The organism is Streptomyces sp. NPDC012794 (assembly GCF_042901085.1).
GTDB lineage: Bacteria > Actinomycetota > Actinomycetes > Streptomycetales > Streptomycetaceae > Streptomyces.
The window spans coordinates 174,677-189,876 of sequence record NZ_JBIBCI010000004.1; the positions used below are offsets into that span (position 1 = coordinate 174,677).

General features: G+C 72.4%; 12 protein-coding genes. All 12 read right to left on the reverse strand.

Annotated elements, in window-relative coordinates; genetic code table 11:
- Position 1: 1 nt before the first annotated feature.
- Positions 2-733: a peptidoglycan editing factor PgeF gene (gene pgeF / locus ACFY7H_RS09430; RefSeq protein WP_388935443.1), complete on the reverse strand. Its 732-nt coding sequence runs from the start codon at positions 731-733 to the stop codon at positions 2-4.
- Positions 730-1,932: a cell division protein FtsZ gene (gene ftsZ, locus ACFY7H_RS09435; protein ID WP_388935446.1), complete on the reverse strand. Its 1,203-nt coding sequence runs from the start codon at positions 1,930-1,932 to the stop codon at positions 730-732. The genes pgeF and ftsZ overlap by 4 nt, the downstream gene beginning before the upstream one ends.
- 280 nt (positions 1,933-2,212) lie before the next feature.
- The gene (locus ACFY7H_RS09440) at positions 2,213-3,088 is read right to left on the reverse strand and encodes a cell division protein FtsQ/DivIB (RefSeq protein ID WP_388935448.1); all 876 of its coding nucleotides are present in this window, start codon (positions 3,086-3,088) and stop codon (positions 2,213-2,215) included.
- Positions 3,089-3,111: 23 nt separating this feature from the next.
- Positions 3,112-4,203, reverse strand: coding sequence for an undecaprenyldiphospho-muramoylpentapeptide beta-N-acetylglucosaminyltransferase (gene murG / locus ACFY7H_RS09445; protein ID WP_388935451.1), 1,092 nt, complete (start codon positions 4,201-4,203; stop codon positions 3,112-3,114).
- A 6-nt stretch (positions 4,204-4,209) separates the two neighbouring features.
- Entirely contained in the window at positions 4,210-5,571 is a 1,362-nt protein-coding gene (gene ftsW / locus ACFY7H_RS09450) for a putative lipid II flippase FtsW (protein WP_388935453.1), read from the reverse strand.
- Positions 5,572-5,640: 69 nt separating this feature from the next.
- Positions 5,641-7,086 (reverse strand): UDP-N-acetylmuramoyl-L-alanine--D-glutamate ligase, encoded by a 1,446-nt coding sequence (murD, locus tag ACFY7H_RS09455; protein WP_388935457.1) that lies wholly within the window; start codon positions 7,084-7,086, stop codon positions 5,641-5,643.
- Positions 7,068-8,138 carry a phospho-N-acetylmuramoyl-pentapeptide-transferase gene (gene mraY / locus ACFY7H_RS09460; RefSeq protein WP_388935460.1) on the reverse strand — a complete coding sequence of 357 codons (1,071 nt, stop codon included), beginning with the start codon at positions 8,136-8,138 and terminating at the stop codon, positions 7,068-7,070. Before mraY ends, murD begins: the two co-directional genes overlap by 19 nt.
- On the reverse strand, positions 8,135-9,559 hold the full coding sequence (gene murF / locus ACFY7H_RS09465; RefSeq protein WP_388935462.1) for a UDP-N-acetylmuramoyl-tripeptide--D-alanyl-D-alanine ligase: 1,425 nt from the start codon (positions 9,557-9,559) through the stop codon (positions 8,135-8,137). Before murF ends, mraY begins: the two co-directional genes overlap by 4 nt.
- A complete protein-coding gene (locus ACFY7H_RS09470) occupies positions 9,556-11,250 on the reverse strand; it encodes a UDP-N-acetylmuramoyl-L-alanyl-D-glutamate--2,6-diaminopimelate ligase (protein WP_388935465.1) in 1,695 nt (564 codons plus the stop codon). Before ACFY7H_RS09470 ends, murF begins: the two co-directional genes overlap by 4 nt.
- A 37-nt stretch (positions 11,251-11,287) precedes the next feature.
- A complete protein-coding gene (locus ACFY7H_RS09475) occupies positions 11,288-13,279 on the reverse strand; it encodes a peptidoglycan D,D-transpeptidase FtsI family protein (protein ID WP_388935468.1) in 1,992 nt (663 codons plus the stop codon).
- Between the two features lie 240 nt (positions 13,280-13,519).
- Positions 13,520-14,029, reverse strand: coding sequence for a hypothetical protein (locus ACFY7H_RS09480; protein ID WP_388935470.1), 510 nt, complete (start codon positions 14,027-14,029; stop codon positions 13,520-13,522).
- Complete coding sequence (gene rsmH / locus ACFY7H_RS09485; protein ID WP_388936198.1) at positions 14,026-14,955, reverse strand: 16S rRNA (cytosine(1402)-N(4))-methyltransferase RsmH; 930 nt, start codon at positions 14,953-14,955, stop codon at positions 14,026-14,028. The genes ACFY7H_RS09480 and rsmH overlap by 4 nt, the downstream gene beginning before the upstream one ends.
- Between the last annotated feature and the right edge of the window lie 245 nt (positions 14,956-15,200).

Genomic DNA, 15,200 nt, shown 5'->3' on the forward strand with positions numbered 1-15,200 from the left:
GTCAGTCCAACCAGACATATCCGGCAAGCCGACCGGTCACCCGGTCGCGGCGGTACGAGAAGTGGTCCCGCGACTCCAGTGTGCAGACCGGCGAACGGTGCGCGTGCGCCACCCCCGCCCCGGCCAGCTGCGCGTGCACTCCGGCGACCACGTCGACGGCCGGCGTCCCCCAGCTCGTCTCGGCCCACGCGGCCGGAACCACCGCGGCGACCTGCTCGCGCATCTCGGCGGGCACCTCGTAGCAGCGGCCGCAGACGGCCGGTCCGGTACGGGCGACCATGCGCGCGGGGTCGGCGCCGAGGGCGACCATCGCCTCGACGGCGGCGGGCACCACCCCCGCGACCAGCCCCGGCCGCCCGGCGTGGGCGGCGCCGGCGATCCCGGCGACGGGGTCGGCCAGCAGTACGGGCGTGCAGTCGGCGGTGAGCACCGCGAGGGCGAGCCCCCGACGGGCGGTCACCACCGCGTCGACCTCCGGGATCGGCTCCCCCTCGGCCCAAGGTCCGTCGACCACGGCCACGTCCCGCCCGTGCACCTGGTTCATCCAGACCACCCGGTCCGGCCGGATGCCCAGGCCCTCGGCCGCGATCGCCCGGTTCGCGCGAACGGCGGCCGGGTCGTCTCCGACCGCGCCGCCGAGATTGAGCTCCTCGTACGGAACGGCGCTCACCCCGCCCCACCGGTCGGTGAAGGCGAAGTGGGCGCCGTTCTCGCTGTGCTGCCCCGATGTCACTTCAAGAAGTCCGGTACGTCCAGCTCTTCGGCCGGGCTGTCCTGGTAGGGCCGGGCCGTCGGGACCTGCGGCGCGGGGGCCACGGGCTCGACCGGGATCTCCACCGGGGCCGGGGGCTCCTCGCGGGGGGTGACCGTGCCGAGTCCGCCGAAGGCCGGGCGGACCGGCTCGGGGGCGCGGACCGGCGCGGGAGCCGGCTCCTCGCGCTTGGTGGACGCGGCGCCGATGACGTTGTCCCGGCGGGCCGGGGGCTGTCCGCCGTCGAAGCCGGCCGCGATGACGGTGACGCGCACCTCGTCGCCGAGCGCGTCGTCGATGACGGCTCCGAAGATGATGTTCGCCTCGGGGTGGGCGGCCTCGCTCACCAGCTGCGCGGCCTCGTTGATCTCGAACAGACCGAGGTCGGAGCCGCCGGAGATGGAGAGCAGCACGCCGCGGGCGCCGTCGATGGACGCCTCCAGCAGCGGCGAGGAGATGGCCATCTCGGCGGCGGCCACGGCGCGGTCGTCGCCGCGGGCGGAGCCGATGCCCATCAGGGCCGAGCCCGCCTCGGACATCACGGACTTGACGTCGGCGAAGTCGAGGTTGATCAGACCGGGGGTGGTGATGAGGTCGGTGATGCCCTGGACGCCGGAGAGCAGGACCTGGTCGGCCGACTTGAAGGCGTCGAGCACGCTGACCTGGCGGTCCGAGATGGACAGCAGCCGGTCGTTGGGGATGACGATGAGGGTGTCGACCTCTTCGCGGAGCTCGGCGATGCCGTCCTCCGCCTGGTTCGCGCGGCGCCGGCCCTCGAAGGTGAACGGGCGGGTGACCACACCGATCGTCAGGGCGCCGAGCGAGCGCGCGATGTTGGCGACGACGGGTGCGCCGCCGGTGCCGGTGCCGCCGCCCTCGCCGGCGGTGACGAAGACCATGTCGGCCCCCTTGAGGACCTCCTCGATCTCCTCGCGGTGGTCCTCTGCCGCCTTGCGGCCGACGGCCGGGTTGGCTCCGGCGCCGAGGCCCCGGGTGAGTTCGCGGCCGACGTCGAGCTTGACGTCGGCGTCGCTCATCAACAGCGCCTGGGCGTCGGTGTTGATGGCGATGAACTCGACGCCCTTGAGACCGACCTCGATCATTCGGTTGATGGCATTGACACCACCGCCGCCGACACCGATGACCTTGATGACTGCGAGGTAGTTCTGCGGTGCTGCCACGTCGAAGGCCTCTCGCCTCGAGTTACGTGTCGCCGCCTCGCGGGCCTGCGTAGCGACGACTGATGCCGAAATGTGGGACGGTCCGTACGCGCCGACCCGAACCCTCACCCTTAAGTTTAGGGTTAGGGGTGTGTCTGTTCCCTGGACTCTTCCGAACAGGACACTAAGTCGACAAGTAGCGCGTGTTCAACGAACACGCCGAACCTCCCGTTTTTCTTTTCACCCTATGTGATCACCCGTATCGGTGGCCAACCAGGGTGCGTCGGTGTTCGACCCGACGTCAACTCCCGGACACCGCAGGCGCCGTGGGGACGCTCACGTCGAAGTGGTCGGCCTTGGGCGAGGCTTTCAGCAGAGCCGTCAGCGCCTTGCCCTTCGCCTCACCCAGTTCGCCGCTCCCCCAGACGACCGTACGGCCCTTCGTGAGTCGCAGTACGACCGAATCGTACGACCGGACCGTGACCTGCAACGTCTCCTCGGCGATGGGCCGGGGGAGGCTCCCGGCGATGCCGACCGCCTCCCTCAGCAGCCGTTCGGCGTCGAAACGGCGGGCGCTCGGCGAGTCCCGCGCTGCCAATTCGAGGACCGGAACGTGCGCGGGTGCTTGCCGGACCGTGTCGAATCGCACACCGGAAGCGTCCACTTCGACGAACTGCCCGTCCTTCTTGATGAGCAGGACCGGTTTGCGTTCCGTCACTTTCAGCGCGATCCCGTGCGGCCACGACCGCACCACGTCGACCGAATCGACGCGGGGCAGCCGGCCGCGCACCCGGCCCGCGATCTCGTCGGTGTCCACGCTCACCAGGGGTGCGCCGACGGGCACGGCCGCCGCGGCGAGGACCTGCTCGGGGGTGAGCACCTCGGTACCGGAGACCGTGACCCGCTCGACGCGGAGCCAGGAGGAGCCGTAGAGCGCCCAGACGACGCCGGCGGCGAGGAGCACCGCGGCGGCGAGGGAGGCCAGCAGGCGGACCCGGCGCGGCAGTGCGCGGCCGGGCCTCTGGGGGCCGGATCTCCTCGGCGGCTTCGGCGACTTGGGGCGCTTGGGCGCTTTGGGTGCTTCCGCCCCCTTGGCTCCCTTGGGCCCCTTGGCGCCCTTGTCTCCCTTGCCGCCCCGGCCGGAAGGGCCGCGCTCTGCCGTCGTCGCTCCGGCCACTCCTGCGCCTCCTGGGTCAGCGGTTACCCGCGTGCGGCCGCGATCGCCTCGTAGACCAGGCCGACGAGCAGGTCGTCGGCGTCCCGGCGGCCGAACTCGGCGGCGGCGCGGGACATCTCGTACAGGCGGTGCGGATCGGACAGCACCGGGAGGACCTGGCCGAGCACCCACTCGGGCGTCAGTTCCGCGTCGTCCACGAGCAGGCCGCCGCCGGCCTTGACCACCGGCTGGGCATTGAGCCGCTGTTCGCCGTTGCCAATGGGCAGCGGTACGTAGGCGGCCGGCAGTCCGACGGCGGAGAGCTCGGCGACGGTCATCGCACCCGCGCGGCACAGCATCATGTCGGCGGCGGCGTACGCGAGGTCCATCCGGTCCACGTACGGTACCGGCACATACGGCGGCATCCCGGGCATGTTGTCGACACGCGGCATTTCGTTCTTCGGGCCGACCGCGTGCAGGATCTGGATCCCGGAGCGCTGGAGGGTCGACGCGACTTGCTGGATCGTCTCGTTGAGGCGGCGGGCGCCCTGGGAGCCTCCGGAGACCAGCAGCGTCGGCAGGTTCGGGTCCAGGCCGAAGGCGGCCCGTGCCTCGGGGCGCACGGCGGCCCGGTCGAGGGTGGAGATCGAGCGGCGCAGCGGGATGCCCACGTAGCGGGCGCCGCGCAGCTTGCTGTCGGGCGTGGAGACCGCGACGGCGTGCGCGTAGCGGGAGCCGATCTTGTTGGCCAGTCCGGGGCGGGCGTTGGCCTCGTGGACGATGATGGGCACCCCGAGGCGCTTGGCCGCGAGGTAGCCGGGCAGGGCCACGTAACCGCCGAAGCCGACGACCACGTCGGCCTTGGTGCGCGTGAGGATCTCCTCGGCGGCCTTGATGGTGCCGCGCAGCCGCCCGGGAACGGTGATCAGCTCCGGGGTGGGCCTGCGGGGCAGCGGCACGGCGGGGATCAGCCCCAGCTCGTAGCCGCGCTCCGGCACCAGACGGGTCTCCAGGCCCCGTTCCGTGCCGAGGGCGGTGATGCCCACGGTCGGGTCCTGCCTGCGCAGTGCGTCCGCGAGGGCCAGCGCCGGCTCGATGTGGCCGGCGGTCCCCCCACCGGCGAGTACGACATGCACCGAAATTCACCGCTCTCCGGACGGACGCCTCTTGACGCGCCGTCTCATCGACTTCCATATCGGCCCGCTCCGCTTCCAGCCCGCTCTGGGCTGTCGCATCGCGAGCGCCGCCCGCGCCGCCGGTTCCTCCCGCGCGAACGCGATGAGCAGTCCGACCGCGAACATGGTCGGCAGCAGGGCCGACCCTCCGTAGGAGAACAGCGGGAGCGGGACCCCGGCGATCGGCAGCAGGCCGAGCACCGCACCGATGTTGATCACGGCCTGGGCCGTGATCCAGGTGGTCACGCCTCCCGCGGCATACCGTACGAAGGAGTCCTCCGTGCGTCCGGCCACGCGGATACCCGCATAGCCTAGAGCCGCGAACAGGGCGAGGACCGACAGCGTCCCTGCCAGGCCCAGTTCCTCACCGGTGATGGCAAAGATGAAGTCGGTGTGGGCCTCGGGCAGTTGCCCCCATTTTTCCACACTCGCCCCGAGACCGGAACCGAACCATCCGCCGGAGGCCAGGGCGTAGATCCCGTGTACGGCTTGCCAGCAGAGGTCGTTCTTGCCCGGTTCCGTCGCCCCGAGGCAGGAGAGCCGGTCCATGCGGTGCGGACTGGTCTTGATGAGCAGTGCGACGATCACACCCGCGAAGGCGAGTACGCCCACGAACAGCCGCGTCGGCGCCCCGGCGAGCCACAGCAGGCCGAACAGGACGGCGCCGAGGATCATCGCGGTGCCCATGTCCCCGCCGAGCATGATCAGCCCGAGCAGCAGGAAGGCCACCGGGACGAGCGGCACCAGCAGGTGCTTCCACTGGCTCAGCAGCCCCTTGTCGCCCTTGCGGGCCAGCAGGTCGGCGCCCCACAGGATCAGCGCGAGCTTGCCGAACTCGCTGGGCTGGAGCATGAACGGGCCGCCCAGGGAGATCCAGTTCTGGTTGCCGTTGATCGAGACCCCTATCCCGGGGACCTGGACCAGGACCATCAGGAACAGGGTGCCGGCGAGCACCGGATAGGACAGCGCGCGGTGGAGTTTGACCGGCATGCGGGAGGCGGCGAAGAGCAGTGCGCCGCCGATCAGGGCGGCCAGGAACTGCTTCTTGAAGAAGTAGGCGTCCCCCAGGCCCAGCTGGAGCGCCTTGATCATGGAGGCCGAGTAGACCATCACCAGCCCGAGCACGGTGATGAGCAACGAGCTGCCGAAAATCAGGTAATACGCGGTGAGCGGGCGGTCCCAGGCCTTGCTCAACTGCCGCTGCGTACGCCGCAGCCCCGCCAGCGGCCCGCGCCCGGCGGGGCGCTTGGCACCGCCCGCCGGGCGTTTGCGGCCCTGCGCCTTGACGGCGGCGGGCCGCCGCCCCGGCAGCATCTGCTTGGCCGGCATCTGTGATCTTCCCCTCCACTCGTACGGGGCGAGCAGCCGGCCGGAGGGAACCTGTCCCGGCGCCTCGGCCTAGACCTTGTCCGCGGCACTCCCGGAGGCCAGTTCGCGTACCGCGTCGGCGAACGCGTCCCCACGCGTGTTGTAGTTCGCGAACATGTCCATCGAGGCGCACGCGGGCGCCAGCAGGACCGTGTCTCCGGGCTCCGCGAGCCGGGCCGCTTCCCGGACCGCTGCGAGCATCGCCCCAGTGTCGGTCCGTTCGAGGTCGGTCACCGGGACCTCGGGGGCGTGTCGCGCCAGCGCCTCGGCGATCAGCGCCCGGTCGGCGCCCATGAGTACGACGGCGCGCAGCCGTTTCGCGGACTTCCGGACCAGCTCGTCGAAGGTCGCGCCCTTGGCGAGGCCCCCGGCGATCCAGACGACCGGTTCGAAGGCGGCGAGGGAGGCTTCCGCCGCGTGGGTGTTGGTCGCTTTGGAGTCGTCGACGTACCGGACCCCGTCGACCTCGTCCACGTACGCGACGCGGTGCGCGTCGGGGCGGAAGTCGCGCAGCCCGTCGCGGACCGCGCGCGGCTCGACGCCGAAGGCGCGGGCGAGGGCGGCGGCGGCGAGGGCGTTGGCGATGTTGTGCGGGGCGGGCGGGTTCACGTCTTCGACGTGCGCCAGCTCCTGGGCGTTCTTCTGCCGGTTCTGTACGAACGCCCGGTCCACGAGGATCCCGTCGACCACACCGAGCATGGAGGGGCCGGGGGCGCCGAGGGTGAAGCCGATGGCCCGGCAGCCCTCCTCGACGTCGGCCTCCTCGACCAGCCTCTCGGTGGCCGGGTCGGCGACGTTGTAGACGCAGGCGATGGTGTTGCCCTCGTAGATGCGGCCCTTGTCGGCGGCGTACGCCTCCATGGAGCCGTGCCAGTCGAGGTGGTCCGGGGCCAGGTTGAGCACGGCCGCCGAGTGGGCGCGTACGGAGGGCGCCCAGTGCAGCTGGTAGCTGGAGAGTTCGACGGCGAGCACGTCGTAGTGCTCGTCGCCGGTCACCACGTCGATGATGGGGGTGCCGATGTTGCCGACGGCGGCGGTCTTCAGACCGGCCGCCCTCAGGATCGACGCCAGCATCTGGGTGGTGGTGGTCTTGCCGTTGGTGCCGGTGATCGCGAGCCAGGGCGCCGCGTTCTCACCACGCAGCTGCCAGGCGATCTCGACGTCGCCGACGACGTCCACGCCGGCCTTGGCCGCCGCCAGGAAGAGCGGGCTGTCGGGCTTCCAGCCGGGCGAGGTGACGACCAGGTCGGTGCCCTCGGGGAGGGTCTCGGCGTCACCGAGGCGCACGGAGACGCCCTTGGCCCGCGCTTCCAGCTCCGCGGCCCGGGCCCGGTGGCCCTCGCTGTCGCCGCCGTCGACGACGGTGACGGACGCGCCGAGGCCGGCCAGGGCGCGGGCGGCACTGATGCCGCTCACGCCGAGACCGGCGACGGTGATGTTCCTGTCCTGCCAGGAGGTCACTTGTCTGCTGCCCATCCCGCGTAGAAGAGACCGAGGCCGACGATCACGCACATGCCCTGGATGATCCAGAAGCGGACCACGACGAGGACTTCGGACCAGCCCTTGAGTTCGAAGTGGTGCTGGAGCGGGGCCATCCGGAAGACGCGCTTCCCGGTCAGCTTGAAGGAGCCGACCTGGATGACGACCGACATCGTGATGAGCACGAAGAGGCCGCCGAGGAGCGCCATCAGGAACTCCGTGCGGGAGCAGATGGCCAGGCCCGCGAGGGCGCCGCCGAGCGCGAGCGAACCGGTGTCGCCCATGAAGATCTTGGCGGGCGAGGTGTTCCACCACAGGAAGCCGAAGCAGGCACCCATCAGGGCGGAGGCCACGACCGCGAGGTCCAGCGGGTCTCGCACCTCGAAGCAGGCGTTCGGATTGGTCAGGGTCATCGCGTTCGCGCAGGACTCCTGGAACTGCCAGACGCCGATGAAGGTGTAGGCGCCGAAGACCATCACGGCGGCGCCGGTGGCGAGGCCGTCAAGACCGTCGGTCAGGTTCACGCCGTTGGACATGGCCAGGATCATGAACAGGGCCCAGACCACGAACAGGACGGGTCCGATGGACCAGCCGAAGTCCGTGACGAAGGAGAGCTTCATCGAGGCCGGGGTGAGCCCGCGCGAGTCCTTGAACTGGAGCGCGAGCACCGCGAAGGCGACGCCGACGATCAGCTGGCCGGCCATCTTGGCCTTGGCCCGCAGGCCGAGCGAACGCCGCTTGACGATCTTGATGTAGTCGTCGAGGTAACCGACCAGGCCCATACCCGCCATCAGGAACAGCACCAGCAGGCCCGAGAAGCTCGGCTCCTCGCCGGTGATGACCTTCGTCAGGGCGTACGCGATGAGCGTGGCCAGGATGAAGGAGATGCCGCCCATGGTGGGCGTGCCCTTCTTCCCGGCGTGGCCGCGCGGGCCGTCGTCGCGGATGAACTGGCCGTAGCCCTTGCGGGCCAGCAGCTTGATCAGCAGCGGGGTGCCGATCACGGTGAGGAACATGCCGATGACACCGGCGAACAGGATCTGCCTCATCGGTCGGCGACCCCGCCCTCGCGCTCCAGCAACGCCAGCGCGACCCGCTCCAGGCCGACCGACCTGGAAGCCTTCACCAGCACGACGTCCCCCGGGCGCAGTTCACTGCGCAACAGGTCGACCGCCGCCTGCGCGTCGGACACGAGCACCGACTCCTCACCCCACGAACCCTCGTTATATGCGCCCAGTTGCAGCCAGGACGCTTCCCTGCCCCCGACTGCCACGAGCCTGCTCACGTTGAGCCGGACGGCAAGCCGTCCCACCGCGTCGTGCTCGGCCAGCGATGCGTCGCCGAGCTCGGCCATGGGGCCGAGCACCGCCCACGTACGTCCCCCGTTCGCCTTGCCGGACTCGCCCATCGCGACGAGTGCGCGCAGGGCGGCCCGCATGGACTCCGGGTTCGCGTTGTAGGCGTCGTTGACGATCGTCACGCCGTCCTCGCGCTCGGTGACCTCCATCCGCCACCGGGACAGCGTGCCCGCTCCGGAGAGCGCTGTGGCGATCTCCTCGACCGGCATGCCCAGGACATGGGCGACGGCGGCCGCGGCGAGCGCGTTCGACACGTGGTGCTCACCGTACAGCCGCAAGGTCACATCGCTGCACCCGGTGGGTGTGTGGAGTGTGAAGGAGGGCTGCCCCGCGGGCGTCATCCGCACGTCGGTGGCGCGTACGTCGGCGTCCTCGGCCTCGCCGAAGAGGACCGTACGGGCCTTCGTGCGGGCCGACATGGCGCGTACCAGCAGGTCGTCGGCGTTGAGTACGGCGACGCCGCCCTCGGCCTCGGACGGCAGGGCCTCGACCAGTTCCCCCTTGGCCTGCGCGATGGCCTCGCGGCCGCCGAACTCGCCGATGTGGGCGGTGCCGACGTTCAGGACGAGGCCGATGCGCGGCGGGGTCAGTCCGGTGAGGTAGGCGATGTGGCCGATGCCGCGGGCGCCCATCTCCAGGACCAGGTGGCGGGTTTCCCCGGTGGCCTTCAGGGCCGTGAGCGGCAGGCCGATCTCGTTGTTGAGGGAGCCGGGCGTCCACACGGTGGGCGCGTGGTGCTGGAGCACCTGGGCGATGAGGTCCTTGGTGGAGGTCTTGCCGGCGGAGCCGGTCAGGGCGACCACGTCGGTGCCGAGACGTTCGACGACGGCGCGGGCGAGGGCGCCGAGCGCCTTCTCCACGTCGGGCACCACGATCGCCGGTACGCCGACGGGCCGGGTCGCGAGGACCGCGGCGGCCCCGGCGGCGACGGCGCGCTCGGCGTAGTCGTGGCCGTCGACGTGCTCGCCCGCGAAGGCGGCGAAGAGGCTGCCGGGCTCTACCTGGCGGGAGTCGATGACGACGGGTCCGCCGATCCGCACCGCCGGATCCGGTATGTCGTGGGGCCGCCCGCCGGTGATGTCGGCGATCTCGGCGAGGGAAAGGGCGATCACTGGTCCACCTCGGCCTGTCGGGCGCTGAGCTGCTGGTTCTCGATGGCCGCGCGGAGCACGGCGCGGTCGTCGAAGGGGCGTACGACGCCCGCGGTGTCCTGGCCCTGCTCGTGGCCCTTGCCGGCGACGAGGACGGTGTCGCCGGCCTCGGCGCGCGCGACGGCCGCGGCGATGGCCGCGGCGCGGTCGGCGTCGACGAGGACCGCGCCGCGCTCCTCGGCGGGCACGGAGACGGCGCCCTCGAACATCGCGGCGAGGATCCTCAGGGGGTCCTCGGAGCGCGGGTTGTCGGAGGTCAGGACCGCGGTGTCGGCGTACCGGGCCGCCGCGGCGCCCATCGGGCCGCGCTTGGTGGTGTCGCGGTCGCCGCCGCAGCCGAGGACGATGTGCAGCTTGCCGGTGGTGACCTCGCGCAGGGCGCGCAGCACCGACTCGACGGCGTCCGTCTTGTGGGCGTAGTCGACGACGGCCAGGTACGGCTGTCCCGCGTCGACCCGCTCCAGGCGGCCGGGGACGCCCGGGACCGCGGCGACGCCGTCGGCGGCGGTCTGGGGGTCGAGGCCGGCGGTGGCGAGCGTGACGACCGCGGCGACGGTGTTGGCGACGTTGAACGGGCCGGGCAGCGGGGCCTTGGCCCGTACGCGCTGTCCCGCCGGCCCGAGCAGGGTCAGGGTGGAGTCCATGTGGCCGCTGACCACGTCCTCGGCGCGCCAGTCGGCGGCCGGGTCGCCGGTGGCGGAGAAGGTGACGACCGGGATCGGCGCCTCCTTGGCGAGGCGGCGGCCGTACTCGTCGTCGATGTTGACCACGCCGACGCGGGCCCGGCGTTCGGTGAAGAGCTGGGCCTTGGCCTGGAAGTAGTCCTCCATGCCCGTGTGGAACTCCATGTGTTCCGGGCTGAGGTTGTTGAAGACGGCGACGTCGAAGACGCAGCCGTCGACCCGGCCCAGGACCAGGGCGTGGCTGGAGACCTCCATCGCCACGGCGTCGACGCCGCGTTCGCGCATGACGGCGAACAGTGCCTGGAGGTCGGTGGCCTCGGGGGTGGTCCGCTCGGACTTGATGCGCTCGTCGCCGATGCGCATCTCGACGGTGCCGACGAGTCCGGTGGTACGTCCCGCCGCGCGCAGCCCGCCTTCGACGAGGTACGCGGTGGTGGTCTTGCCGGAGGTGCCGGTGATGCCGAGCTGGAGCAGGGCCTCGCCGGGCCGTCCGTAGATCTCGGCGGCGACCTCGCCCATCCGGGAGCGCACGTCGGCGACGGCCAGGACCGGCAGCCCGGTCGCGGCGGCGCGTTCGGCGCCCTCCGGGTCGGTCAGCACGGCGGCGGCGCCGAGGGCGGCCGCCTGGGCGGCGAAGTCCGCACCGTGCAGCCGGGCGCCGGGCAGGGCCGCGTACAGGTCTCCGGGGCGTACCGCACGGGAGTCGTGCGTGATGCCGGTGATCTGAGCGGCGCCGGACTCGGGCAGACCCAGCAGGGTGGCCAGCTCGCCCAGCGGGGTCGGGCGGGCGGTCACGGGCCGGGGCGCTCCCGGCGGCGCTGCCGGGGCGTCTTTCTGGGCGGTTCTGGGCTGATCAGCGTGAGGCACGGCGGTGAGCGTACCGGGCGCGGCGGGCCGCTCGCGAAGCGAGGGCCCCGCTTGCGCGCCGGCGGCCGTCTGGTTCCCCGGTTGCGGGGTGATCGTTGTCACTGGTCGTGCCTCGCGCTCTGGTGGCTGGACGGTCGGTTCACTGCCCGGGCCGCGGGGCGGTCGGGGCGCTGCCGGGGGCGGCGGACGGCGGGCCCGCCTCGTAGGTCACGGGCAGGCCGGCGGGGGCCGTTCCGGTGGGTGCGACCTGGAGGGTCTTGAGGGCGAACTCCATGACCGTCTTGTAGATCGGGCCGCAGATCTGGCCGCCGAAGTAGCTGCCCTTGGTGGGGTTCTGGATGGCGCAGTAGACGGTGACGCGGGGGGCGTCGGCGGGGGCGAAGCCGGCGAAGGAGGCCGTGTAGCCCTTGTAGCGGCCGGTGGCCGGATCCACCCGGTTGGACGTGCCGGTCTTCCCGCCGACGCGGTAGCCGGGGATCTTCGCCTTGGTGCCGGTGCCCTCCTGGTCGTCGACCACGGACTCCAGCATCTCGGCGAGGGTCCGGGCCGTCTCGGCGCTGATCACGGTGGTCCGCTCGGGGGCGGGGGCCGGGGTGAAGCGGCCGTCGGGGCCCTTGGTGCCGCGTACCAGGGTCGGGGTGATGCGCACCCCGCCGTTGGCGATGGTGGAGTACACGGAGGCCGCCTGCATGGCGTTGACGGACAGGCCCTGGCCGAAGGGGATCGTGTACTGCTGGGAGGTGGACCAGGCCTCGGGCCTGGCGAGGATCCCCCGGGATTCGCCGGGGTAGTTCAGGCCGGTGGGGCGTCCGATGCCGAACTTGTCCAGGTACGAGTACAGGACCCGGTTGGCCTCGGCCTGCGTGGCGCCGAGCTGGCCGGTGGCCAGGATGGTGCCGATGTTGGAGGACTTGGCGAGGACCCCGTTGAGGGTCAGGTACCAGGTCGGGTGGTCGACGTCGTCCTTGAAGAGCCGGTCGCCGCGGTGGAGCCGGTTGGGGACCTCGACGTGGGTGTCTGGGCGTGCCTTCTTCTCCTCCAGGACGGCGGCCATCGACATCACCTTGGCGGTGGAGCCGGGCTCGTACACGTCCTGGAGCGCGGCGTTGCCCATGGCGGCGGAGCTGGCCCGGCTCAGGTCGTTGGGGTCGAAGCCGGGGGCGTTGGCCATGGCCAGTACCTCGCCGGTGCGGGTGTCCTGGACGATGACGTAGCCGCGGTCGGCGCCGGACTTCTCGACCTGCTCGGCGATGGCGCTCTGCGCGGCCCACTGAATGTCGCGGTCGATGGTCAGCTCGATGTCGTCGCCGGGTACGGCGGGCTTCTCGCTGGATCCCGCGGTGGGGACGCGGCGGCCGCCGGACTGGGCGTAGGTCAGTTCGCCGTCCTTGCCGGAGAGCTTCTTGTCGAGGGCGGATTCCAGGCCTCCGCCGCCCTTGCCGTCGGCGTTGACGTAACCCAGTATCCCGGCGGCGAGGTCCCCGCCCGGGTACACGCGCTTGCTGCTGACCTCGTTGAAGACGCCGGCGATGACGTTGGCGCCGGGGCCGTTCTTCTTCTTGTCGGCGGCCGCCTTGTCGGCGAAGAGCTTCTTGAGGTCCTTGATCTGGTTCCAGACCTGGGGGGTCTGGCGGCGCGCCAGGACCACGTAGCGGCTGTTCTTGGTCTGGAGGCGCTTGGCGAGCTCTTCGGCGTCGGCTCCGAGGATGGGCGCGAGGAGCGCCGCGGCCTGCTGGGGGGCGTCGGGGGCCTTGCTCTCCTGCGGGGTGAACATCTTGGGGTCGGCGGTGATGTCGTACGCGTCGACGCTGGTGGCCAGGGCCACGCCCTTGCGATCGGTGATCTCCCCGCGCTCGGCGGCCAGGGTGTGGCTGAGGAAGCGGTTCTCGCTGGCCTTGGCGGAGTACGAGGAGGCGTCGACGGCCTGCACCTGGAGGAGCCGCACCACGAAGGCGAGCATGACCAGGGTGAGGCCGACGCCGACCAGGCGCAGCCGGGGTTTGGGGTTGCCGAGGCGGATGGTGTGCGGGGTGCGCCGCGCGGCGGGCCGGGCGGTCGCCCGGGCCCGGTCGCCGGGGCGCGGCCGCGGCGGCCCGGTCACCCGCCGCCGGGGTGGCTCCGCGGGGCTCACCGGTGGCTCCTCCGCCGTGCGGTGCGGCGCCCGCCGCACCGGTGGGGGCCTGCCGCCCCGGGGCCGCGCCGCGGACCGTGCGCTCCGGACGCCGGCGGGAGCGGCCCGCGGGGCTCCGCCGTGCGGCGGGGCCGGACCGTCCCGGCCGCGTCCGCGCTCGTGGCGCGGGGCCGGGCGGGGTCCGCGGAACAGGGGAAGGGCGGGGCGGTGAGATGCCCCACGGGGGTCCGCGTCACGACGTCACCTTCCAGGGGTCTGGCTCGGCTGTGGCTGGGGTTGCGGGGGCGCGGGCGGGCCCGTGGCGGGCGCGGGGGGCCCGGAGGGCGGTACGGACGCCCCGGGGGCGGACGGCGCCGGGCTCGGGGGCGCGGCCGCCGGCGTGGGCGTGGCCGCGGGCGGCGGGGCCGGGGCCTCGGCCGGCACCGGGCTGCCCGCGACACTGCCGTCGGGGCGGAGGAAGACGGGGCTGCCGCCGGGCACCAGCCCCAGTTCGCGGGCCCGCCGCTGGAGGGCGTCCGGCGCCGAGTAGCCGTCCACGTCCCGCTGGAGCGCCTGCTGCTCGTCCGTCAGCGCGGTGGTCTCCTTCTTCAGCCGGCTCAGCTGGAAGGAGCCCTCGTTCAGCGCCGAGTTCAGCAGCAGGAGGCTGATCAGTCCGCCCGCGAGCAGCGCCACCACCAGCAGGACGAACGGCATCCGCGCCGCCCCGCCGCCCTGCTGCCGCGGCCGGGCGCCCGCGCGGGCCTTGGTCACAGCCGCGCCTCGCGGATGCGCTCGACTCCCCGGAACCGGGCCGGGGCGGCCCGCCGGTTCTCGGCGATCTCCTCCTCGGTCGGCAGCTCGGCACCGCGCGTCAGCAGTTTCAGCTTCGGCTGGTATTTCTCCGGGACGACCGGCAGCCCCGGCGGGGCCGTGGAGGCGGCGCCGGCGGCGAAGACCTGCTTCACGAGGCGGTCTTCCAGGGAGTGGTACGAGAGCACCGCGATCCGGCCGCCGACCGCGATCCGGTCGACCGCCGCCGGGATGGCCCGCTCCAGCCCGGAGAGCTCGCCGTTGACCTCGATCCGCAGGGCCTGGAAGGTCCGCTTGGCGGGGTTGCCGCCGGTGCGCTTGGCCGCCTGCGGCAGGGCGTCACGGATCAGCTCCACGAGGCGGGCGCTGTGGGAGAAGGGCTCCTTCTCCCGCTCCCGCACGATCGCCGACACGATCCGCTTGGCCTGCTTCTCCTCGCCGTACTGGCGCAGGATCCGCACCAGCTCGCCGGGGGCGTAGGTGTTGAGGACCTCGGCCGCGCTGATGCCGGTCGTCTGGTCCATGCGCATGTCCAGCGGGGCGTCCTGCGCGTACGCGAACCCGCGGTCGGCCTCGTCGAGCTGCATGGAGGAGACGCCGAGGTCGAAGAGGATGCCCTGGACGGCCGGGAGTCCCAGGTCGTCGAGCACCTCGGCGAGGTCGGCGTAGATCGCGTGGACGAGGGTGGCCCGGTCGCCGAAGGGCGCGAGCCGCTCCCCGGACAGCCGCAGGGCCTCCCTGTCGCGGTCGAGGCCGATCAGGCGCACCTCGGGGAACCGGGTCAACAGGGCCTCGCTGTGGCCGCCGAGGCCGAGGGTGCAGTCGACGACGACGGCCCCCGGCCTCTCCAGCGCCGGGGCCAACAGGTCCAGGCACCGCTGGAGCATCACCGGGACATGTCGGGACTCGCTAGTCAAAGCGCCCTCTCAGATAACGGCGCGGCAGGCATACGCCGCGCCGCGCACGCGGAGTGTTACCAGGGGGGCCGGGCGGCCGGTGGGGGCCGGGCTCCGGCCGGTTCGCGTCACTTTAGTGCAACGGTCGCCGCGGTCAACGAACCGCCCCGTGCCCGGTGCGCCCTTCCCCCGGACAAGACCCAAAAGCCGCGAACCACCCGGACGGCCGCCCCCGC

Excerpts from the sequence above, each read along its gene's own strand:
- ftsW (WP_388935453.1), bottom strand. The coding sequence starts at position 5,571 with ATGCCGGCCAAGCAGATGCTGCCGGGGCGGCGGCCCGCCGCCGTCAAG.
- murD (WP_388935457.1), bottom strand. The coding sequence starts at position 7,086 with ATGGGCAGCAGACAAGTGACCTCCTGGCAGGACAGGAACATCACCGTC.
- mraY (WP_388935460.1), bottom strand. The coding sequence starts at position 8,138 with ATGAGGCAGATCCTGTTCGCCGGTGTCATCGGCATGTTCCTCACCGTG.
- rsmH (WP_388936198.1), bottom strand. The coding sequence starts at position 14,955 with ATGCTCCAGCGGTGCCTGGACCTGTTGGCCCCGGCGCTGGAGAGGCCG.